The sequence below is a fragment of the Mycolicibacterium arseniciresistens genome, from assembly GCF_030519285.1.
GTDB lineage: Bacteria > Actinomycetota > Actinomycetes > Mycobacteriales > Mycobacteriaceae > Mycobacterium > Mycobacterium arseniciresistens.
Genome location: NZ_JAUMSQ010000050.1, coordinates 1 through 19590 on the forward strand (window position 1 = coordinate 1; position 19590 = coordinate 19590).

Sequence of the window (19590 nt, forward strand, 5' to 3'; positions counted from 1 at the left end):
CCGCGGCCGGCCCGCCACCTCTAGGTGGCGGGCCGGGTGGGCGGCGCGGATGTCAGGGCTGTGCGGCGATCAGCGGCGGATTCTGGGTGACCGGCCGGGGCTGCTTGGGCGGCTTGGGCGACTGCTCGACGACCGCGAGGCCGGGCTCGACGATCTCGGGCCGGATGTTGCCTGCGCCTCGCTTGGGGGCGGTGGTGATGACGATGGACCCGCCGCGGCAAGAGACGATCTTGCCGTCGACGATGACGTCCTGACCGTCGTCGATCGGGATGTTGTGGCCGTCGGCGTCGGTGTAGTTGCAACTGCCGGCGGGGCCGGGATCGTTGTCGGTTGCGTTCGCGGTGGCCGGGGCCAGGGCGAAGATGGCGAGTGTGCCGAGCATCGTGGCCGCGTAGCGGAAGCGGGTCAGCTTGCGGGTGTTCGAAGTGGTCATGGTGAGTTCCTCTCGGGCGGGGCTGGTGCCTGGGTGCTGAGAAGAATGTTGCTCGCCGCAGGGGGGTGTCCGTAATCGCCCACAGGCCAGAGTTCTCCCGTGCGAGGCAAGGGTTTCCTGGTCGCGCGGCAAGGTCGTGCAGAGAGAGAAGAGCCGGGCCGGCTCGTCGTCAGGGTGCCGCGCTGCCGGTGGTGACGAGGGTCGCGGTCAGCCCGCTGAGGATGAGGTCGAGGCCACGGTCGAGTTCACTGGCCCCGTCGTACGCCGACAGAACGGGTGCCATTTCGCGCAGGTTCGGGAACTCATTCACCGGAAACCGGTGCAGCCCCAACCGCAGCACGTGATCGGTCTCCTCAGGGCGTTCTACGATCTCCTGCAGTTCGTCGAGGATGTGGCCGTGGAGGTAGCCGAAGAGCACCCGGTAGACGTGGAGCGCGTCCGTTCCGGTGAATCCAGCCGATGTCAGCAGGGCGAGCACGTCCTCGAGAGGACGCAACATTCCCGGAGACCGCTGTCCGAGCGGGGTGGCCAGCGGTCGGGTGACCAACAGCGTCGCCGCGTTGGGGTGCGCCATAGCGAGTCGACGGTATTCGTGCGCGACACAACGCAATTGACGGATCCAGTCGGGGTCACCACGGTCCACCGTGAGCTGACTCAAGAGGATCTCGGCGACACCGTCGAGCACAGCACCCTTATTCGGGACGTGGCGGTAGAGCACTGCCGGATCCCGGTTCAGCGCTTCGCTGAGGCGGCGCATGGACAGTCCGCTCTCACCGTCGCGGTCGAGGATCGCCAGCGCAGTGTGCAGGATGAGATCGCGCGAAATGGGTGCAGCGCGCACGTCGGCCCCGATACCCGTGGGGTGCCTGCCGTTATGCCCGCCGTCCGTGCGATCCAACCGTCCAGCCATCGCCTGCACCTCCACGCGACTCGTGACTTGTGACTTGTGACTTGTGACTTGTGACCACACCATAGACCAACAGTGTGGGTCAACGCTGTTGACACTGAGGCTGAGCGGGTGTGTACTGGAGTTCTAGAGAGTCTGAGGCACCACATGATCGTCATCGGTTTGATCGTTTCCCCGATTGCCGTGACCGGCGCCCACCGCCGACTCGTCGGATCGCGAACACGAGACCGCACGCAAAGCAGCGCGTCACCCCCGTCGGCCGACGCGGTCGCAGCCACCCCATAGCCGGCCCACGACCGGCGCCGGTCCGCAACACCACACAAAGGAACACCATGACCATCAGTAAGACGATCGCCCATCAGGCCGAAGCCGCCCGGGGTGCGACCAAGAAGATCCTCGGACGCGCCGTGGGGAACACCCGCCTACGCACCGAGGGACGCGCGGAACAGGCAAAGGCCAATGCCAAACAGTCGGGGGCAAAGCTGAAGGACGTCTTCAAGCGATGAATTCCTCCTGGCCTGTCCTCCAACACATCTCGTCAGAAATCAGGTCCACATCATGATCGTTCTCGGAATCGTCCTCATCGTGCTCGGACTCCTGCTTCCAAGCCTGGTCCCGACTTTCGCCTTCGCCCAGATCCTGTTGGTGATCGGGATACTTCTTCTCGTTGTCGGCTTGATCCTGCTCGTGGTGGGACGGATGGGACACGCGGTGGGCGGTCGACGTCACTACTACTGAAACCAGCCGCACGGCAGCTTTCGCACAGCAAACCGACTGTCAGAAAACACTTCTGCGCCACCTGTGAGCAGATTCTTCACCTCATCGACCTAAGGAATGCACATGGACACCAACACCATCGTCTTGATCGTCGTCGTCGCGCTCGTGGCACTGCTGCTCCTCGCGGCTCTTGCCTGGGTGGCCCGCAAGAAGCGTGATCAGCACCGCCATACCGAAGCGGAGAACATCCGCGGCCAAGCCCGAGAAGAGGACCGGCACGTCACACAGCGCGAAGCGCGCGCCGAGGAGACCGCGGCCAAAGCCCGCGCCGCTCAAGCCGAAGCCGATGTCAAAGCGGCCCAGGCAAAGGGACTGCAGCAGCAGGCCGCCGGTCATCGTCACGAGGCGACCACCTCTCGCGATGACCTCAACCAACAGTTCGAGCGTGCCGACGCCCTTGATCCAGCCTCCCCTGCGCCGCAGAGCCGTGAAGCGGCCCCCCACGACGAGACGCGGCCCGCGGCCGGGTCCCGATGACCCCGGCGCACCCGAACACGTCGGCGGCTGCCACGCCCGGACAGGAGCAATTGCCGGCGAGTCACCTCAAGATCGTCAAACTCGAACTCTCACCACAGGACAGCCCCCGCTACGACGTGCTGCTGAAACTGTGCCGACCCCTGACGAATTACGAGATACACGAACTCGAGGTGCACCGATCGATCGGACTCGAGGTGTCAGCCGATGACCCCTCGCAGATGATCGCCACCCACACCACCGTCGAAGACGTACAGGACCGCTTGCCGGAGTTCCACGGCCTGCTGACCACCGCTTCCGCCGACGCCTATGCCGCCCAGGCTGCGGCCGGCCACGCCCGGGATGCGGTCGCCGCAGAGGAGTCACGACGTCAGACGGTGATCAGCGAAGCCAATTCGGCCCTTGGAGCGTGCCCTCACACTCATGCGGTGAGTGCGGTGTGACAGGCACATTGGCGGACATCGCCCAGAACAGCGTCTTCGAGCGCGTCGCCCGGGCCGGCTACGTGGTCAGCGGGTTGCTTCACATCGTCATCGGCTACCTGGCGATTCAGATCGCGCTCGGTACCGGCGGCACCGCCGACCAATCCGGCGCCCTGTCGGCTCTGGCGGTCAAGCCAGGCGGCATCGTCGCGCTCTGGGTCGCGGTGGTCGCATTCGCGATCATGGCGATGTGGCGCATCGCCGAGACGCTGCTCGGCCGCTCCACCGACCCGAAGCGCCAAAGTCCGATGCTGGAAAGCGTCGACCGGGCAAAGGCGTTCGCCCTGGCCGTCGTCTATTTCGGATTCGCCTACTCCACCTTGGGATTCGCCCGCGGTGCCGGGAAGTCCACAGGTGACCAGAATGTCGGCCTGAGCGCCCGGCTCATGCAATCCGGCGGCGGCACCGTCCTCTTGGTGACCGTCGGTATCGTCATCGCCGCCGTCGGCGGGTACCACGTCTACAAGGGAGCGGGCCGCAAATTCCTCGATGATCTCAACGGCAACGCCAGCGACCTGGTGCGGCGACTCGGTGTCATCGGTTACGTCGCGAAAGGACTCGTCATCGCCGGTGCCGGGGTGCTGGTCATCATCGCCGCGTGTTTCTCCGAGCCCAGCAAGGCCACGGGACTCGACGGCGCACTCAAGACACTCGGAGCCCAGCCGTTCGGAGCGATTCTTCTCATCCTCGCCGGCCTGGGAATCATCACCTATGGCCTGTACAGCTTCGCCATGGCGCGCTACACCAAGATGTAGCGGTCTGATCAGCGACCTGCCTCCCCCAGCGCGGCCTTGACGTCCGCCTGGGTATCGGCCAGGAAGGTCGAGAACTCCTGGCCGGTCATGAAGGTGGTGGTGAACTGGTTCCGCTCGGAAATCTGCTGCCAGGTGGGCGATTTCACCATCTCGCCGAGCGCCTTCTGCCAGAACGCGACGGCGACCTCCGGCATGGCCGGTGGACCGTAGAGTCCGCGCCAGTTCGACAGCGTGACGTCGAGCCCTTGTTCCCGTGCGGTGGGCGCCTCGAGGCCGGGCAGCCGGTTCTCGGCGAGTACACCGAGCGCCGCGAGCTCGCCTGACTTGAGTTGGCCGACGAACTCGCTGACGCCGCCGATCGCCACACTTATGGCACCGTCACGCAGCGCGGCGTTCTGGTCGCCGCCTCCCTCCTGGGTGACGTACTCGATGGTCAACGGGTCGCCGCCTGCCGCCGAGACCAGGAGGTCGAAGGGTGCTTCGTCGTCGTTGGCGGCACCAACCAGGACACGACCGGGATCCGCCTTGATGGCGGTCATGAGGTCGCCGAGATTCGCGAACGGTGAGTTCGCAGCGGTGACGACGACGTAGTACTCGGTCATCAGACGGGCGATCATGGTGACGTCGTCGTACCCGTACTTCGACACGCCCCGCAGCTCGTTCATCATGATCGACAGCGACGTGACGGAGACCTGGTCGCCTCTGCCCTTGTCCTGCTCGACCATGGTTGTCAGGAAATCCGCGCCGCTCGCTCCCGGCCGGTTCTCCACCGGGAGCGGAACCTCGACGATTCCCTCCTTCTGCAGCGCGTCGACGACCGAGCGGATCGTGAGGTCGAACCCGCTTCCGGGGTTGGCACCGGCCGTCATCGTGACGGGTCCCGACGGGTAAGCGTCTGCGGCGGGCGCCGACTCGGCGTCCTGACAACCGGTCAGCACCAGCGTCGAGACCGCCACAGTGGCGATGGCGTGCATGATCTTCACGGGGGAATGCTCCTAGCTCGAGTGTCGCGGCCGGCAGCCAGCGCGTTCAGTCGCTGAGAGCTGAGCCCACCCAGAAGCTGTACACGAAAGTCGCGCGTTGCGGTCGATGCTCGATGGATTTCCTCGCCTCGGGTAGTCGGTATGGGCATGACTGAAGAGCGCATCGCAGCGAGCATCACGATCGATGCCGCGGCGGAGACCGTGTTCGACGTGCTGGCCGATCCGGCGGCTCATGTGGCGATAGGTCGCGGCGGAGGGGTGCGGCACGCTGTCGACGGCGAACGCCTGACCGCGGCCGGCCAGATCTTCCGGATGGGGATGTACCACGACGGTCATCCGAACAAGAACTACGAGATGTCGAACCGGGTGGAGGTGTTCGACCGGCCGCGCGCCATCGCCTGGCAGCCCGGGGCCGAACCCCGCCACATCCCCGGTCGCGAGACCGACGACGGCCCCGTCGAGTGGGGCGGGTGGATCTGGCGCTACGACCTCGAGGCGGTCACCGCCGACCGGACCGAGGTCACGTTGAGCTACGACTGGTCTCAAGTGCCGCCGGAGAACCGCGACATCGAGTTCCCGCCGTTCGGCCCCGAGCATCTGGACACTTCGTTGAAGAATCTGGCGGAGCTGGCGGAGCGGGCGTGAGAATTTGCGGGTCGGCCGGGTATTACGATGCGTAACTGCTGGTCAAGATCATCTGCACACAGCTGCGGCAACACTGTGAGCAGGAACTTCACTCGAGACAACGCAGTGTGTCCCGACGCGTTGATTGCGTTGACAAGCACCCCGTGCCGCGCTTGCTGTCTCGCGTGGTGGATGGACGGCGATCGCCGCTAGGGTCATCGCGTGCGCAAACCCTCCACCATGGTGGCATCGGCCTTGGCGGCCGGCGCCGCCGCTTTCCTGCTCGCGGCGCCGATCGCCAACGCCGATCCGCCGCCGCCCTGCCCTCCGGACGACCAGCAGTGCCAGGAGCAGCAGAAGAACCCGGGCGCGGGTATCGCCAACCAGGTCATCGACAACGTCCAGCAGGGCGTCGATCAGGCGAACGAGGCGCTGAACCCGAAACCCAGCGCCGGCCCAGGCATCATGGTGCTCAAGAACGGGGTGCCGTGGTGCATGGCCTTCGGCCAGCCGATCCCGCCCGGCGCCGTCATCGAGAAGATCCACCCCAGCGGGATGACATCCTACTGCTGAGACCGCGGGTCGCTGTCAGACCGTGACGGCCGCGAGCGCCTCGGCGAGATAGGCGTTGAGCTCCTCGGCGCTGCCGCTCAAGCGGGCCTTCACGTCCCTGGAATCGTCATCGGCGAGCACCTCGAACGCGCCTGCGGCGACACCGTCGTATGCCTGCCCCACCACGCTCGCCGGACTGCTCTTCGGTACCTCGAAGCGGGTGACCATCGCGGTGTCGATCATCCCGACGATCAGCCCGGTGACGCTCGTCCGCTGCGACGTCAGTTCGGCCCGTAGCGCATTGGTGGCCGACCACATCGCGGCCTTCGATGCCGCATAGGCCGTCGGCATCGGGATCCAGGCGGCCAGTGACAGCACGTTGAGCAGAGCGCCGCCACCGTTGGCGGCCAGCACCGGTGCGAACGCCTTGGCGACGCGCAGATTGCCGAAGTAGTTGGTCTCGAAGATCCGGCGCGCGACGTCCTCCTCGCCGGTCAGGACGGAGAAATCCTCCTCGGGTGCGACGGCTGCGTTGTTCACCACGAGGTCCACCTCCGTCGCGGCCGCCGCAGCCTGGGCGACGGAGGCCGTGTCGGTCAGGTCGAGCCGCAACGGCACCACGCGGTCGTCGTTCCACTCCCGCGGCCTCCGGGCGGTGGCGTAGACCCGTCGCGCCCCGCGTTCGAGGGCCTGTCGTACGAATTCACCGCCGAGACCGCCGTTCGCTCCGGTGATCAGCACCGTCCGTCCCTCGAGTTGCTCCGTCATCGTGACTCCCGCCGTAGTGTGTGTAAGTGGGGTACGTCCCCACCTAGACAAGTGGGGAGCATCCCCAGTTATTCCTCGAAGCGGAGGTCGAATCGGTGGCCACAGTGTCGCGTCCGCTCCGCGCCGACGCCCGCCGCAACCGCGAGGCGATACTGCGCGCTGCTCGAGTGGCGTTCGACACCGACGGGATCTTCGCCCCCATCGACGGCATCGCCACCGCCGCCGGCGTCGGCAATGCCACCCTGTACCGCAACTTCCCCACTCGGGACGACCTGCTGGCCGCGGTGATCGAGGACAGCGTGGCGGACCTGTTGGCCGAGGCCGTCGGATTCGAACGCGATCGGTCGGTCGATGATGCGCTGCGCGAGTGGCTCTTTCGGCTCGCGTGGCGACTGCGGATCTGGCACGACCTGCCGACCTGCATCGCCGGTGCAGTGGACGACGCCGACTCACCGGTCAAGGACGTCAACACGCGGCTCACCGACCGCACCCGCGACTTCCTACAGCGGGCCCGTGACCACGGATCGGCGTCGGCGTCCGTCACCGCCGAGGAACTGTTCGAACTCGTCACGGCGGTGTCCTGGGCCATCGACCGCTTCGGCGACAAGCCGAAGCGCGCGCGGCGCCGGGTGGCGCTGGCGACCGCCGGAGTGTTCCGCTAGTTGGAACCGCTCTGGCCGGCGGCGGTGATGTCGGCGAGCCGCCAACTGCGGTCGAAGTACGCCTCGAGCGGACCGTAGAGCCGGAAGTATGCGAACCAGTGCTGATCCGGAATGGTTTGTATCCAATTGGATTCGTGATTTGCCGGTTCCTCGGGGCCGAAGTACAGGGTCACTGATCCGTCGTCGTTGTAGGCGAGGTCGGGATTGCGCGATCCTCGGTCACCTCGCTGCTGCGGGTTGTCGATCAGGCAGCGGGTGTCGGCTGAGTACACCGTGGCCGACCAGAAGAGCTTGGCGGGCGGGTTGGCGGGAATGTGCAGGGTGTAGTCGTTGCCGCCGTCGAGCCACCGCCCTGCGCTGTCGGTGTAGCAGCTCAGGTATGCCTGCCCCAGCCCCGGCGTCTGGCTCTTCATCGCGGCGGAGAAGCTCACGGCCTCGTAGAACCAGGCGGCGCGCTCCAGGAGTTGGTCGTAATAGTTAGTGCGCTGGCTGGATTCGTCGAGCGCCAACACGAGGTCCCAGCGACGGTCGGGCCAGTAGCGGGAGTCCGGGAACCGTTTGGCGAAGGAGTTGGCCTGAGCCATCAACTCGCCGGCTTGCGCGGCAGCGGACAGGATGTCGGTGAGCCGCTCACCGGGTGCGAAGGGCTTTCCCTTCTCGATGCCGAGTTGGGCGAGCATGGCGAGGTAGAACCGGTCGCGTTCGTCGACGATCTCGCGTTGATAGATGTCGTGCAACCGCTCCCAGTACTGCATTCCTCGTGGTTGGTCGCCGGACCAGGGCCGCCCATCGGGTGATATCAGCCGCGTCGGCGCGGCGCCCACCGGGTCGGCGAGGGGATAGATCTTGACGCCCTCGACGAGGGCCTGCGCGCGGTCCGGGTCCGGATCGAGGGTGCGGAACCCGAACATGACGTTCATCCCGCTGGCATGGTGTACTCGGAGATCGTCGGTGTGCTCGGGTGTTCCGGCACCAGGCGGGAGCACGAGGTGCCTGCCGCCGGCGCCGCGTTCCGGTCCCATCTCTCCGAGGACGGCGATCTCGCGTTGCCAGAAGTCGGAGATGCCGCCGGCGGTGTGACCGGCAGGCAGCTCGATCACCAGTGGTCCCGTCTCTCCCAGGTCGAGCATGGCGAGGATGTAGGGGGTGGTCGCGTTGGCGGTGATGATCCCGAGCCTGTCGCGGTAGGTCCGGTAGACGACCAGATCGCAGGCGCCCGCGCCGAACACCTCGGTGTGCACCTTCTGCCATTGCGCATACGACACCAGCGGGAGCGCCCACAGGTAGGCCTGACAGGCCATCTGATAGTCCAGCTCGTCGAAGATCAACGGCAGGTCCTCGCGCCGCGGCAGTTCTCGGTCGCGTCCGACGGCACCCAACCGTCCAGGGAGCTCACCCATAACGTCACCCCTTTTTCCGTGTTCGCACCTCGACGGTATTGCCCTGGGCGGGTTGACTGAAGCCCGGAGGCGATCCACGAGGTGGCGACGGCGCTCAGGAAGGCGATACCGATGACCATGACGCGCGCCGAATTGCACGAGCGGAGTCTGTATCGCCGCGCGGTGGAGGCCGCGATCTGGGGTATGCCGGCAGTGAATTACGACGCGATGTACCAGGCGCTCGTGCGGGACGCCCATGGCGGGCCCAACCAGATCGTGTACTGGTCCCGCCTGCTTGACTGGAAGAACCAGACGTTGACACCGAACCCGGACGCCGTCTACCTGATGCCGTTCTACGACACCACCGACGGCCCCGTCGTCCTGGAGATACCGCCGGCCGGCGAGGGCTCGATCACCGGCTCGGTCGACGACGCGTGGCAGTGCGCGCTCGAGGACGTCGGCCCCGCCGGCATCGACGCGGGCGAGGGCGGCAAGTTCCTCATCCTCCCGCCCGGATACCAGCAGGACCCGCCCGACGGTTACATCGCGCTGAGGTCCTCGACGTACTCGGGTTACGCGATCCTGCGCTCCAATCTGGGCGGCGGCACCGCCGACGACATCGCGGATGCTGTCGCCTACGGCCGGACGGTGCGGTTCTATCCGCTCGAGGAGGTGGGTGACGACCCGCAGACGACGTTCATCGATGCCGCTGACGTGTTGTTCGACGCCGAAATTCCCTATGACGCGACGTATTTCGAAGCGCTCGACCGGCGAGTACAGGCCGAACCGCGGCTCACCCGCGACAAAGCGATGATCGACATCTGTCGTTCGATCGGCATCGTGAAAGGTCAGCCGTTCGCTCCCGACCCGGCGACGACCGAAAAGCTGACTGCTGCCATGCGGGAGGTGCGCGCCTGGGTCGACGACCGATACGAACAGGTCTACGAGACCCCGTTCTATGCCGACACCCGCTGGGCGCTTCCCGCCTCACCCGCGCTGATCGAAGCCAGCACGGGCAACTACGGCAATCCCGAGACCTATCCCATCGACGACCGGGCCATGAGCTACTCGATCGCCTTCTTCAGCGCGAAACGGCTCGGCACCGGGCAGTTCTATCTGATGACCGTCAGAGATGCCAACGGCGACCCGCTGGACGGATCGTCGACCTACCGGCTCACGGTGCCTGCCCGAGTTCCGGTCACCCTGTACTGGTCGGCCACGGCTTACAACCGGGCGACCCACACCCTGATTCGCGGCGTGCCCTGGGCCAGCCGCTCGTCCCACAGGCCGGAATTGCACTCCGACGCCGACGGTTCGGTCGAGCTGGTGTTCGGACCCAGCCCGACCGCGGGCGGGGAGGGCAACTGGATTCCCACCCGCAGCGGCGAGCAGTTCGAGGTCCTGTTCCGCTTCTACGGGCCGACACCACCGTTGTTCGACAAGACCTGGACGCTGCCGGACATCCAACTCGTCAGGTGAGCGGTAGTCCCCAGCCGATCACAGGAACTCGAGTTCTAGGCGTTCGAGGCGCCGCACGAGCAGGCTCGGTAGCCATCGCCCCGTTTCCGCCGCTCGGATACGCGTGGTTCGCTGCAGGAGCTGACTGAGCACGATCGTCGCCTCGAGGCGGGCAAGGGCGGCGCCGACGCAGAAATGCGCACCCTTGCCGAACGCGATGTGCCGCTTGCCGACTGCACGATCCAGCCGAAACGACTCCGGATCATCGAAATGTGATGGGTCCCGGTTGGCAGCTCCCCACAGAAGGATCAGGCGTGACCCGGCCGGAAGGTCGACCCCGCCCAGGGTGGTGTCGCCGACGACGTGGCGGTAGTGCGCGCGGAACGGCGGTTCGAAGCGCAGCACCTCCTCCAGGAAGGCGCCGAACGATTCCGGTTGGTCGCGCACCTGCTGCTGAATATCCGGGCGCGTGGCCAACACCCATGCGGCCGAACCGATCAACGATGCGGTGGATTCGCCGCCGGCGCTGAACAACGTGATCATCATGACCTGCGCGGCGATGTCATCCATCTCGCTTGCCGCGCAGGCCGTGGCGAGGTCGCCGAGGAGGTTGTCCCTCGGGCTGCCTGCGGCGTGATGGAACTGGTCTGTGATGTAGCCGCTGAGCTCCATGACCGCGATGCTTGCGGCGGTGCGAACATCGTCGTCGACCAGACCTTCCAGCAACTGTGTCGCGGCGTACCCCCAGGCGACGAGGCTGTCGACGTCCTCGTCCGGGACGCCGATGATCCGTCCGACGACCATCATCGGCAGCCGGTTGGCCACCGCGCTCATCCATTCGATTCGCCCGCCTCGGCCATTGGCGTCCCAGAGCCGGGTGGCGGTCTCGGCGATGAACGGCTCTGCGGTCCCGATGCGCTTGGCCGCCAGATGCCGTACCAGCGCCTTCCGGTGCGCCGCATGCGCCGGATCGTCCGCCGTGGCCAGCACCTGCGTCGCTCCGCCGAGTGCGTCCATGGCGAACGCGCTCACCGTGCCATCGTTGTCGTACTTCATCGTCGCGGTCAGATTCGAGGAGAAGTCGTCACACCGGGTGACCGCCTCGTTGATCGCATCCCAAGCGGACACTGCGTAGAAATCGGAGTCACCGACCCGGTGAACCGGTCCCGAGGCGTGCATGCGCTCGTAGAGCGGATAGGGATCCTGCAGATATCGGCTGTCGAACAGCTGAATGCCCAGAGCGTCCGCCTGCTGTGTCATCGGTTCACGCTGAGCGCCGTCCGGCGTCGGCGTCAACAGGGTTCAGCGAAGTTGAAACCGGCCGCGGCAGAAGAGTTCGACCGATATCTCAGCGCCAGCCTGCTACCTGCACAGCGGCTGAGACCTTTATGCCATAATGTCTCAGATCTGCGACGTTCGGTCGCTGACGTCTGCAGGAGGTGAGCCATGGCCCGGGAGGATTGGGTCGTCGGCGGAGATCGTCGCGCCGCTGCAGCAGACCGGATCTACGCCGCAGCGACCGACCTCGCGCTCCGCGACGGGCTGGACGCGTTCGACATCGAAACACTGGCTGGGCGGGTGCATTGCTCGAGAGCCACGGTCTACCGCTATGCGGGCGGCAAATCGCAGATTCGCGATGCGGTCCTGATGCGGCTGGCCGCGGGCGTCGTCGACACCGTCCGCTGCGCGGTCGAGGGGCTCAGCGGCCATGAGCGGGTGTTGACGGCGATCACCGTCGCACTCGCCGAGATGCGGTCGGAGCCACTTCGGCGACTGATGGCGGGTTCGAAGACGATGTCCGAATTGGGTGAATTGCAGTCATCCCCTGCGCTGGCGCACATCGCCGCTGAACTCACCGGCCTGACTGACGATCCGCAGGCAGCGGTCTGGGTCGTCCACGTTGTGCTGTCCCTTGTTTACCTGCCCCTCGGCGATCCGGCGGTCGAGCACGACATGCTGCGGAGGATCGTTTCGCCCGGGTTGTCGGCCGCCGGTCGATGCTCGGCCGAATAGCCTGTGGCACTGACACATCGCCTCAAGGTCGAAGCGGTACGACGTCGAGTCGATGGCTTCGCCTAACTCCCCCGGTCCACGGTGTCGAAGATCGTCAGCGCGTCTGCGAACGGCGCCGGCGTGACTCCCAGGTCGCGGCCGAACGGCCGGTCGAGCCAGAACACGATGAACAGCAGGAGCCCGAGTAGTACCGCAACAGAACCGGACAGCAGCAGGTGGACTCGCCGGTTCTCCAGTCGCGAGAAAGTCATCAGGGCGACGAGCAGCATGCCGCCGAACAGAAGCCCGACCCAGAGCAACCCGGGTATTCGCGGCCGGGCGTCGAGGAACCGGGCGTTACGGTCCGAGGCGAGGGTGGCCAATTGCTTGAGGAATTCGCCGTCGAGGGGTCGCGACGCCTCATCGGCCGGTTGACTACCCAGTATTCGGTACATGTCGGTGATGGCCGAGCGGGCCACCTCGTTGCCGTCGCCCTCGTATTGGCTGTCCCACTCGGCGTCGACAGCCATCGTGTAGTCGCGCAATGCGTCGCGAAGTTGACTTTGTTTCGGGCCCGACATCCCGACGGTCTGCCGGTACATCGTCGTCAGCGTCGAGGCCTCGTTGCTCACCGTCGCCTCGGCCGAGGAGAACTGCTCCCATGCCACGACGACCGTGAATCCCAGGAGCGCGCCGTAGACCAGAGCGACGGTGGTCAGGAAGGGCGAAAGCGATGTATTGGTGTCGCCGTCATTCCGGCGGTCCGCCGTGCGGTTGGCCAGCCAGATACCGAAAACCGCGAGCGCGATCGACGCCGCGACCACCGCGATCAGGAACAGCCACAATCCGGGAAGACCCATCCCCGCCATCGGCCACCTCCCCGGAATCGGGGCAAGAACGCCTGGTGAACGTTACTCCGAAAGACGGGGTCGCTCGCGAAATCGCTGATGCGAATGACCGTGCCGGTCGGCCGAAGACGCGGTGAGGCGCGAACTAATCAGCGTCCGCTGAAGGTGGCGTGACCGGGTCCGGAGTCGAGGAAGCTCACGACCGCGTTCTGCAGGTCTTCGGTGGCGAACAGAGCGCCGGACACCTCCGGGGTGACCCCGTCGGCATGGTGAACACCGCCCGATCGCCACGCCGCGATGATCTCCTTGGTCGCCGCATTCGCCTTGGTCGGTCCGTCCGCGAGGCGCACGGTGAGCGCGCGAGCCGCGGCGTCGACGTCGTCGTAAACGGCGTTCACCACGCCCCAGTCGGCCATGGTTGCGGCGTCGTAGAGGTCGCCCGTCATGACGAGCTCCCGCGCGCGGCCGGAGCCGGCCCGTTCCGCGAGCCGCTGCGGTCCGCCCATCGACGGCGTCAACCCGACCACGATCTCGACCAGTCCGAACTTCGCCTTCGGCGCCGCCAGGATGATGTCGCAGCCGAGCGCGATCTCGAACGCCGCCGTGAGAGTGAGTCCGTGCGCGGCGTACACCACCGGGCACGGCAGCTGCTCGAGAGGATGGATCACTTCGGCGAACAGTCGACGCCACAGGTCCGCGCCCTGTTCCGCGGTCAACCCCTGGAAGACGTGGACGTCGACGCCCGCCGAGTTGACCTTGCCCTCGGCGCGGAGCAGTAATGCGCGTGGCGGGTTCGCGGCCACTTCCGCGATGCGGGCGACCAGAGAGTCGAACGTCGCCTGGTCGAACAGGTTCAGCGGGCCGTTGTCGAAGGTCAGCGTCACCACGTCGGCCCCCGCGGGCGTTGTGGTCGCTTCGAGCACGATCGGATTAGTCGACACGGCCCTCACAGTGCCACACCGGGTTACACGCGTTGTGTCGGTACCCAGACCGACATCACGTCCTACTTGTCGGAGTCGTCCTTCGATTTGTCCTTCGACTCGTCGTCCGACTTGTCGTCAGAACCGTCCTTCGAATCGTCATCCGACTTGTCGTCAGAATCATCCTTCGAATCGTCATCCGACTTGTCGTCGGAACCGTCCTTCGAGTCGTCACCCGACTTGTCGTCGGACTCCTTCTCCTTCTCGTTCTTCTTCTTTTCCGCCTTCTTCCTGGCGGCCTTCACCAACTCGAGCGCCTCATCATCGGTGCATTCTGTGCCTGCGTCTTTGAACTGCTGTTTGACGGCCTTCACCGCCTCGTCGTCGCTGACATTGAGTGGCACCTCGACGTCTTCGGGCAATTCCGCATCATCCTCGTCCGCCCGCTTGTTCAGATCGTCGATCACGTCCGGGTCTACTTCGTCTTCCGCCATAGCGCTACCTTAGGAAGTCGGCCGGAGATTCGTGGTCTCTTCGGCTTGATGCCCAGCCACGCAACTCGATAGGCACTCTGATCGGAGAAGTCGGGCATGAACTCCTCGAAGAGCCTCGATGGTGCTGATCGATCGCAGCCGCGTTGGCTGGCCTTCGGTAGCTTGTTCGCTGTCGGTGGAGTGCTCGTCGGACTGAACGCGCTCTTCATCCTGTTGGTCGCGTTCGGGAACATCACCGATTTCGCGACGAATCAGGCGTTCGTTCAACACGTTCTGTCGATGGACACGGCGAACTTCGGTGCGCCGGCGGGGCAGAATCTCGACCCGTCGGTGATGTGGCACGCAATCGAGTCCCGGCCGCTCCAGAATGCCGCGTACATCGGCGTGATCGCGTGGGAACTCCTCGCCGGTGTGGCACTGGCAGCGGCGACCGTCTGGTGGTTCGCGCGTTCGGCGCGAAACAGGAGGCGGGCACGTGCCCTGGCGACCATCGGGCTGACGATGATCGTCGTGCTGTTCTTCGGGGGTTTCCTCGCCGTCGGCGGCGAATGGTTCCAGATGTGGCGTTCGTCCGATTGGAACGGGTCCGATGCCGCGTTCCGCAACGCCGTCATCGCATTGCTTGCGCTGCTCATCGTCCACCTGCCCGCGGCACCGGATGACGCTCGCGCCAGCGGCCCGCGTTCCCCTACTTGAACGGGTTGAAGGTCCGGCCCATCACGTACTGAATGCGTTGCGGAATGGGGCGTATCGCCGCGGCGGTGAGCTTGTTGACGGCGCCTGGCACGCACACCGGGTTGCCCTTGGTGACGGCGGCCCATCCCTCGCTGACGACAGCATCGGGCTGCTGCCACAAGAACCCGGGCAATCTGTCTGCGGCGTCACGAGTGCCCATGACGTCGTGGAACTCGCTGTGGGTGAAGCCGGGGCAGAGCGCGGTCACGTGGATGCCGTGCGGCTTGAGTTCCATGTCGAGGGACTGGGACATGTCGAGCACGTAGGCCTTGATCCCGGTGTACAGCAGACCCTCCCCGGGCGGGGCCATCGCAGCCAGGGAGGACAGGTTGACGATGCGCCCCCATCGGCGTTGCTTCATTCCCGGGATCACCCGGTGGACCAGCTCGGTCGTGGCGGTCACCATCAGCTGGATCTCGGCGGCCACCGACTCCCACGGAGTCTCGGAGAACTTGGTGCTCGATGACAGCCCGGCGTTGTTGATGAGCACGTCGATGGGCAAGCCGATCTTCTCGGCGTGATCGATGATCGCGGCCGGGGCAGCGGGGTCGGTCAGGTCGGCGGCGAAGACCTCGCCGCGCACGCCGTGCGCCTGACGCAGCTCGGCTGCGAGTTCTTCGAGACGCTCGGCGCGACGCGCGACGAGCAGCACGTCGAACCCCTGGGCGGCGAGATGGGGGGCGAAGGCGGCTCCGATACCGGCGGATGCTCCGGTGATGAGGGCGGCGCGTCGATCAGTGGTCATGAGACTTTCCTCTCTCCTGATGTTGAGTCTTCGTGTCCGCGACAGGCATGTGCGCCGATGCGCGCAAATCCGTCAGGCCGCGGTTCGCCGCACTCCGACGTGGCGGTCCAGGAACGCGATCTGATCGGTCACGATCTGCTCGAAGTGCGGGTCCAGGTAGGGCTCGAAATGCGTGCAGTCATACGACCGCACCTCACCCTTCGGGATGCGCGCCGCGATCTTCTGCGCCTTCGCGAAAGGAGTGACGTCGTCCTTCGTGGCCAGCTGTACCAGCGTGGGTGCGGTGATCTTGCTGGCGTGACGGCCCGGAGAGTAGAACGGCACCCCCAGGGCAATACGCGCGGCGACGTCGTTCTCGGCCAGCAGTTCCTCGCGGCGGTCCCCGGCCATCCGTTCCACCAGGTCCGCCGCGCCCGGGGAGGTCATCATCGCAACATCGCCCGGTCGTCCAATCGCGGCCACCCGGTAGGGCGGACGTCCCAGCCAGTCACCCACCCTGTCGCGCAGACCCGCGAGAATCAACCGCGAGACCAGCTTCGGGGATTGGGCGAACGCCGAGGCTGGGCCGGTGACGTGCGGCACCTGCACGATTGCCGCGGCGAGGTCGTGGTCGTGGCTGGCCAGTACCAGGACGTGCCCGCCGCCAAAGGAGGAACCCCAGCCCACGACTCGGGTGTTGTCGACACCGTCGAGGTGGCGGGCGTAGGCGATGGCAGCCGACCAGTCCGCTTGCTGGCCCTTGATGTCCAAGATTCGGCGGGGCTCCCCGCCCGATGCACCCCAGGACCGGTAGTCGAACACCAGCGTGGCGTAACCGGCTTGGGCGAACCGTTCGGCGTAGGCGTCGAGGCGCAGCTCCCGGAACGCGGCGAACCCGTGCGCCATGACCACGATGGGCGGATTGGGCACGCCGTCGGGCCGATACAGCCAGGCCGCACAGGGTGTGCCGTCGGAGGCGAAGGTGACGTCGTGTCGAACGTAGCTGAATGGGTCAGGCACGGCATTAAATCCTCATCGAGTATCTTGAATGGTATTCAACACAAGGTAGCAGTATGTTGAACGCCATTCAAGACATGTGACCTACCCTGTCGACGGAGGGACGCCATGGCGCGCAACAAGCGTCCGCAAGCCGCCGACGAGAAGCGTGCGGAGATCGTGGCCGCAGCACGGCAGCTGTTCATCGACGCCGGCTACGACGCCACATCGATGAGCCGACTCGCCAAGGAGGCCGGGGTGGCTCCGAACACGATCTACTGGTACTTCGGCGATAAGGACGACGTCTTGATCGCGGTCCTGACTGCCGTGATGGCCGACGTGTGGCCGCAATATCAGGAGGTTGCGGGCGACCCGATCGCAGCCCGGCTGCTCTGGGTGGTCGGGAAGCTCACGGAGATGAGTCGCCTCGTGACGACGGTGCACGCCCGTGTCGAGCACTCACCGGCCGTCGCCGAATGGCATCGGAACTTCCACGCGATCACCGGCAGCATGTTCCGCTTCGAACTCGAGAACGCGGGAGTCTCCGCCCAGACGGTGGACGCCGAAGTGATGATCGGCATCTTCACCGTCGAAGGACTTCTCATGCACCATCTGGACGACGGTGAGCAGCGCGCCATCTGTGACGCCCTGGCTTCGCGGTGGACTCCCACTCAGTCGCAGCAGAAGTGAGGGCTGCGCCATCGAGCGTCTCTTCACACCGATCGAGGCGGCTCCCGCTCCCGCGGAAACCGCCTCGTCTGCTCGATCTCTTGTCGGGCTGACAGGATTTGAACCTGCGACCACTTGACCCCCAGATAGACGAGAGGGGTCCGTGGGTGTCCGCCCACAACCGGTTTTCGCAGCTAGAGCCGCTTCCCTGAACATCAGCGAACAGTCGCAGACACCCCGGAATTCGACCGCGTTGCTGTACCGGTTGCTGTACTCGCCACCAGATCTCGAACCGCCTTATGGTGCGATCATGGCGCTGTGGCGAGCGCGTCTGAAATCATGGTGCGATGACCGAACCCGGCTACACGCCACCTGGGGACATCGAGATCACTGCAGCGTGGCCTTCCGCACCGCACACTCGGTCTCTCGTCGCGAACTTAAGCGCCTTCCAATGGGACCAGGACCGCGCTGGGGTGTACCTGATGTTCGGCGCCGTCGGCGTCCCAATCTGGCTTTCCGATCAAGATCGAGACGACTGGCTCGCCGCTCACCCTGACCATAGGATTCCGGTCGAACCGATCGCGAGCGTCTACATGAATAAAGAGCGAGTAACCGATCTGGTGATGAAGTTGGGTGCGCACATCGGCCTCAGAGTTGAGAACCCGGGGGGGTCCGATGCCGAGTGATCTCGCGACCGTTACCGAGCTTCCAAGGCTTCGAGGCTTGGAGGGACCTGGAGGCTTTCGGCCTGACCTGATGGTGGTGCCGGCCGCGGGTGTGAGCGCAGCTGGCTGGAAGGTGCCCTTCGCGCCGATACGCCAAACAGGGATCCGGCCGCGACCGCACGTTGTTGACTTGTTTGCAAAGGCTCAGCGTCGAATCGCGGAGATTAAGGCTAGCGAATCGCCGTGGGGCGAACACGAGGCCGGGCGCGAGGTCCCGAAGAACATATTCGTCTCGCCTGCAGCGGAGTCGACAGCTGTCACGGTTTTCCTGAACCTCATGACGCAGGCACCGCCGTCCCCTGTCGTGATCTTCCCGCGTGAGGACGGTGGGCTGCGTCTGCAGACCGTCGGGCGAGAACGAACTGTCCTTGTCGAGATTCCTCCTGACGGCGCGGAACTTGAAGCGACTTACACCGGCGATGACGTCTACCACATCGAAACACTCCGTTCCCCAAACGCCGCAGCGCAATTCTTGGCCCGCTCGACTCGATGACAGAACCCGATGCGCCCGCCTTTCCTCCTCTGCTGGAATGCGAAGAACTCGTCAGCGATGCGAGCGAGTGGTTCTACCGACAGGTAAAGCCCACTCAGATCACCGAGGGAATAGTTGACGTCGCGGCGTTCCAAACAGGTAGCAACGACAGACGCATGCTAAGTGGCGTGCGCAGCACTAAGCAGTCAGCCCAAGGCGCGTACGACGAGGCGCGGCACGATTATCCAGACAAGCCAACGGACGGCTCGTGGGGCGTCACCGTCGCGCAAGTTCGCAAGGCGAGAGGACGTGTGGTGGACGACTCGAAATGCCCACCTCCAGAGGGGCAAGCGCGGTGGCCTACGGGACACGCTTACATCGATCAGCGAATCGATGACAGTCACACTCGTAAACGTATGCGGGATCTTCTCGCCCGCGATGCCACGAACAACCGCCGCCAGTACCCGCCCCCAGACTCCTAATCGGGACGTGGTCGTAGCTGGCATCAGCCGCTGAGCTCGTCGAATTAGTACTCGAGGGAAGCTCTCTTCATGTCGTGGCCATGAAGCCGTAAAAGCTAGCTTGTTCAGCGAGTACCCGCAGACACACCATGGTCGCCGCGAGGTCACCCGCCAGCGCCGCCGGCCAATGCGCTAGTAGCAGCGCCTCCGACCTCTCAATAAATAGCGCCCGCCCGAACTCGGTCATCACGCCGCACCGGCCCCCACCGCGGCCAGTCTCCCGCCACACGATGTCCCCCA

24 protein-coding genes are annotated in these 19590 nt (G+C 65.4%); 13 read left to right on the plus strand and 11 right to left on the minus strand.

Annotated elements, in window-relative coordinates; all coding sequences use genetic code 11:
• Window positions 1–52: 52 nt before the first annotated feature.
• On the minus strand, window positions 53–433 hold the full coding sequence (locus tag Q2100_RS09515) for a hypothetical protein (protein WP_302913838.1): 381 nt from the start codon (window positions 431–433) through the stop codon (window positions 53–55).
• A 169-nt stretch (window positions 434–602) separates the two neighbouring features.
• Window positions 603–1343, minus strand: a complete 741-nt coding sequence (locus Q2100_RS09520; RefSeq protein ID WP_302913839.1) for a TetR/AcrR family transcriptional regulator C-terminal domain-containing protein — start codon at window positions 1341–1343, stop codon at window positions 603–605.
• Between the two features lie 329 nt (window positions 1344–1672).
• Here Q2100_RS09520 and Q2100_RS09525 point away from each other — a divergent pair, with 329 nt between their 5' ends.
• The 5 genes from Q2100_RS09525 (at window position 1673) to Q2100_RS09545 (ending at window position 3828) form a co-directional block, all read left to right on the plus strand.
• Window positions 1673–1846 (plus strand): CsbD family protein, encoded by a 174-nt coding sequence (locus tag Q2100_RS09525; protein ID WP_302913840.1) that lies wholly within the window; start codon window positions 1673–1675, stop codon window positions 1844–1846.
• A gap of 52 nt (window positions 1847–1898) precedes the next feature.
• Window positions 1899–2078 (plus strand): DUF6131 family protein, encoded by a 180-nt coding sequence (locus tag Q2100_RS09530; RefSeq protein WP_264014541.1) that lies wholly within the window; start codon window positions 1899–1901, stop codon window positions 2076–2078.
• A gap of 102 nt (window positions 2079–2180) precedes the next feature.
• A complete protein-coding gene (locus Q2100_RS09535; RefSeq protein WP_302913841.1) occupies window positions 2181–2594 on the plus strand; it encodes a hypothetical protein in 414 nt (137 codons plus the stop codon).
• The gene (locus tag Q2100_RS09540) at window positions 2591–3034 is read left to right on the plus strand and encodes a hypothetical protein (RefSeq protein ID WP_302913842.1); all 444 of its coding nucleotides are present in this window, start codon (window positions 2591–2593) and stop codon (window positions 3032–3034) included. The genes Q2100_RS09535 and Q2100_RS09540 overlap by 4 nt, the downstream gene beginning before the upstream one ends.
• The gene (locus Q2100_RS09545) at window positions 3031–3828 is read left to right on the plus strand and encodes a DUF1206 domain-containing protein (RefSeq protein WP_302913843.1); all 798 of its coding nucleotides are present in this window, start codon (window positions 3031–3033) and stop codon (window positions 3826–3828) included. Before Q2100_RS09540 ends, Q2100_RS09545 begins: the two co-directional genes overlap by 4 nt.
• A gap of 8 nt (window positions 3829–3836) precedes the next feature.
• Here Q2100_RS09545 and Q2100_RS09550 read toward each other — a convergent pair whose 3' ends face one another.
• On the minus strand, window positions 3837–4802 hold the full coding sequence (locus Q2100_RS09550) for a Bug family tripartite tricarboxylate transporter substrate binding protein (RefSeq protein ID WP_302913876.1): 966 nt from the start codon (window positions 4800–4802) through the stop codon (window positions 3837–3839).
• Between the two features lie 156 nt (window positions 4803–4958).
• On the opposite strand from Q2100_RS09550, the gene Q2100_RS09555 reads away from it, so the two are divergent.
• Both Q2100_RS09555 and Q2100_RS09560 read left to right on the plus strand, forming a co-directional pair.
• Window positions 4959–5456 (plus strand): SRPBCC family protein, encoded by a 498-nt coding sequence (locus tag Q2100_RS09555; RefSeq protein ID WP_302913844.1) that lies wholly within the window; start codon window positions 4959–4961, stop codon window positions 5454–5456.
• 201 nt (window positions 5457–5657) lie between these two features.
• Complete coding sequence (locus Q2100_RS09560; RefSeq protein WP_302913845.1) at window positions 5658–6008, plus strand: hypothetical protein; 351 nt, start codon at window positions 5658–5660, stop codon at window positions 6006–6008.
• Between the two features lie 15 nt (window positions 6009–6023).
• Here Q2100_RS09560 and Q2100_RS09565 read toward each other — a convergent pair whose 3' ends face one another.
• Window positions 6024–6755, minus strand: a complete 732-nt coding sequence (locus Q2100_RS09565) for an SDR family oxidoreductase (protein ID WP_302913846.1) — start codon at window positions 6753–6755, stop codon at window positions 6024–6026.
• A 95-nt stretch (window positions 6756–6850) separates the two neighbouring features.
• On the opposite strand from Q2100_RS09565, the gene Q2100_RS09570 reads away from it, so the two are divergent.
• Window positions 6851–7417, plus strand: coding sequence for a TetR/AcrR family transcriptional regulator (locus Q2100_RS09570; RefSeq protein ID WP_302913847.1), 567 nt, complete (start codon window positions 6851–6853; stop codon window positions 7415–7417).
• Here the strand turns inward: Q2100_RS09570 and Q2100_RS09575 are convergent.
• A complete protein-coding gene (locus Q2100_RS09575; protein ID WP_302913848.1) occupies window positions 7414–8817 on the minus strand; it encodes a DUF1254 domain-containing protein in 1404 nt (467 codons plus the stop codon). The two genes, Q2100_RS09570 and Q2100_RS09575, sit on opposite strands and share 4 nt — an antisense overlap.
• Window positions 8818–8928: 111 nt before the next feature.
• Between Q2100_RS09575 and Q2100_RS09580 the strand changes: the two genes are divergently transcribed.
• Window positions 8929–10275 (plus strand): DUF1254 domain-containing protein, encoded by a 1347-nt coding sequence (locus Q2100_RS09580; protein WP_302913849.1) that lies wholly within the window; start codon window positions 8929–8931, stop codon window positions 10273–10275.
• A gap of 18 nt (window positions 10276–10293) precedes the next feature.
• Here Q2100_RS09580 and Q2100_RS09585 read toward each other — a convergent pair whose 3' ends face one another.
• Entirely contained in the window at window positions 10294–11514 is a 1221-nt protein-coding gene (locus tag Q2100_RS09585) for a cytochrome P450 (RefSeq protein ID WP_302913850.1), read from the minus strand.
• 186 nt (window positions 11515–11700) lie between these two features.
• Between Q2100_RS09585 and Q2100_RS09590 the strand changes: the two genes are divergently transcribed.
• Window positions 11701–12267, plus strand: coding sequence for a TetR/AcrR family transcriptional regulator (locus tag Q2100_RS09590; protein WP_302913851.1), 567 nt, complete (start codon window positions 11701–11703; stop codon window positions 12265–12267).
• A gap of 62 nt (window positions 12268–12329) precedes the next feature.
• Here Q2100_RS09590 and Q2100_RS09595 read toward each other — a convergent pair whose 3' ends face one another.
• The 3 genes from Q2100_RS09595 to Q2100_RS09605 all read right to left on the minus strand — a co-directional run bounded on the left by Q2100_RS09595 (window position 12330) and on the right by Q2100_RS09605 (window position 14508).
• Complete coding sequence (locus tag Q2100_RS09595; protein WP_302913852.1) at window positions 12330–13115, minus strand: bestrophin-like domain; 786 nt, start codon at window positions 13113–13115, stop codon at window positions 12330–12332.
• 128 nt (window positions 13116–13243) lie between these two features.
• Window positions 13244–14035: an enoyl-CoA hydratase/isomerase family protein gene (locus tag Q2100_RS09600; RefSeq protein ID WP_407667603.1), complete on the minus strand. Its 792-nt coding sequence runs from the start codon at window positions 14033–14035 to the stop codon at window positions 13244–13246.
• A 62-nt stretch (window positions 14036–14097) separates the two neighbouring features.
• Entirely contained in the window at window positions 14098–14508 is a 411-nt protein-coding gene (locus Q2100_RS09605) for a hypothetical protein (protein ID WP_302913854.1), read from the minus strand.
• Window positions 14509–14604: 96 nt separating this feature from the next.
• Between Q2100_RS09605 and Q2100_RS09610 the strand changes: the two genes are divergently transcribed.
• Window positions 14605–15204 carry a DUF2165 domain-containing protein gene (locus Q2100_RS09610; protein WP_302913855.1) on the plus strand — a complete coding sequence of 200 codons (600 nt, stop codon included), beginning with the start codon at window positions 14605–14607 and terminating at the stop codon, window positions 15202–15204.
• On the opposite strand, the gene Q2100_RS09615 is transcribed toward Q2100_RS09610, so the two are convergent.
• Together Q2100_RS09615 and Q2100_RS09620 are read right to left on the minus strand one after the other, a co-directional pair.
• On the minus strand, window positions 15197–15988 hold the full coding sequence (locus Q2100_RS09615; RefSeq protein WP_302913856.1) for an SDR family NAD(P)-dependent oxidoreductase: 792 nt from the start codon (window positions 15986–15988) through the stop codon (window positions 15197–15199). The two genes, Q2100_RS09610 and Q2100_RS09615, sit on opposite strands and share 8 nt — an antisense overlap.
• A 72-nt stretch (window positions 15989–16060) precedes the next feature.
• Window positions 16061–16987, minus strand: coding sequence for an alpha/beta hydrolase (locus Q2100_RS09620; protein WP_302913857.1), 927 nt, complete (start codon window positions 16985–16987; stop codon window positions 16061–16063).
• A gap of 105 nt (window positions 16988–17092) precedes the next feature.
• Here Q2100_RS09620 and Q2100_RS09625 point away from each other — a divergent pair, with 105 nt between their 5' ends.
• Together Q2100_RS09625 and Q2100_RS09630 are read left to right on the plus strand one after the other, a co-directional pair.
• Window positions 17093–17653, plus strand: a complete 561-nt coding sequence (locus tag Q2100_RS09625; RefSeq protein WP_302913858.1) for a TetR/AcrR family transcriptional regulator — start codon at window positions 17093–17095, stop codon at window positions 17651–17653.
• Window positions 17654–17979: 326 nt separating this feature from the next.
• Window positions 17980–18318: a hypothetical protein gene (locus Q2100_RS09630; RefSeq protein WP_302913859.1), complete on the plus strand. Its 339-nt coding sequence runs from the start codon at window positions 17980–17982 to the stop codon at window positions 18316–18318.
• Window positions 18319–19590 lie beyond the last annotated feature (1272 nt).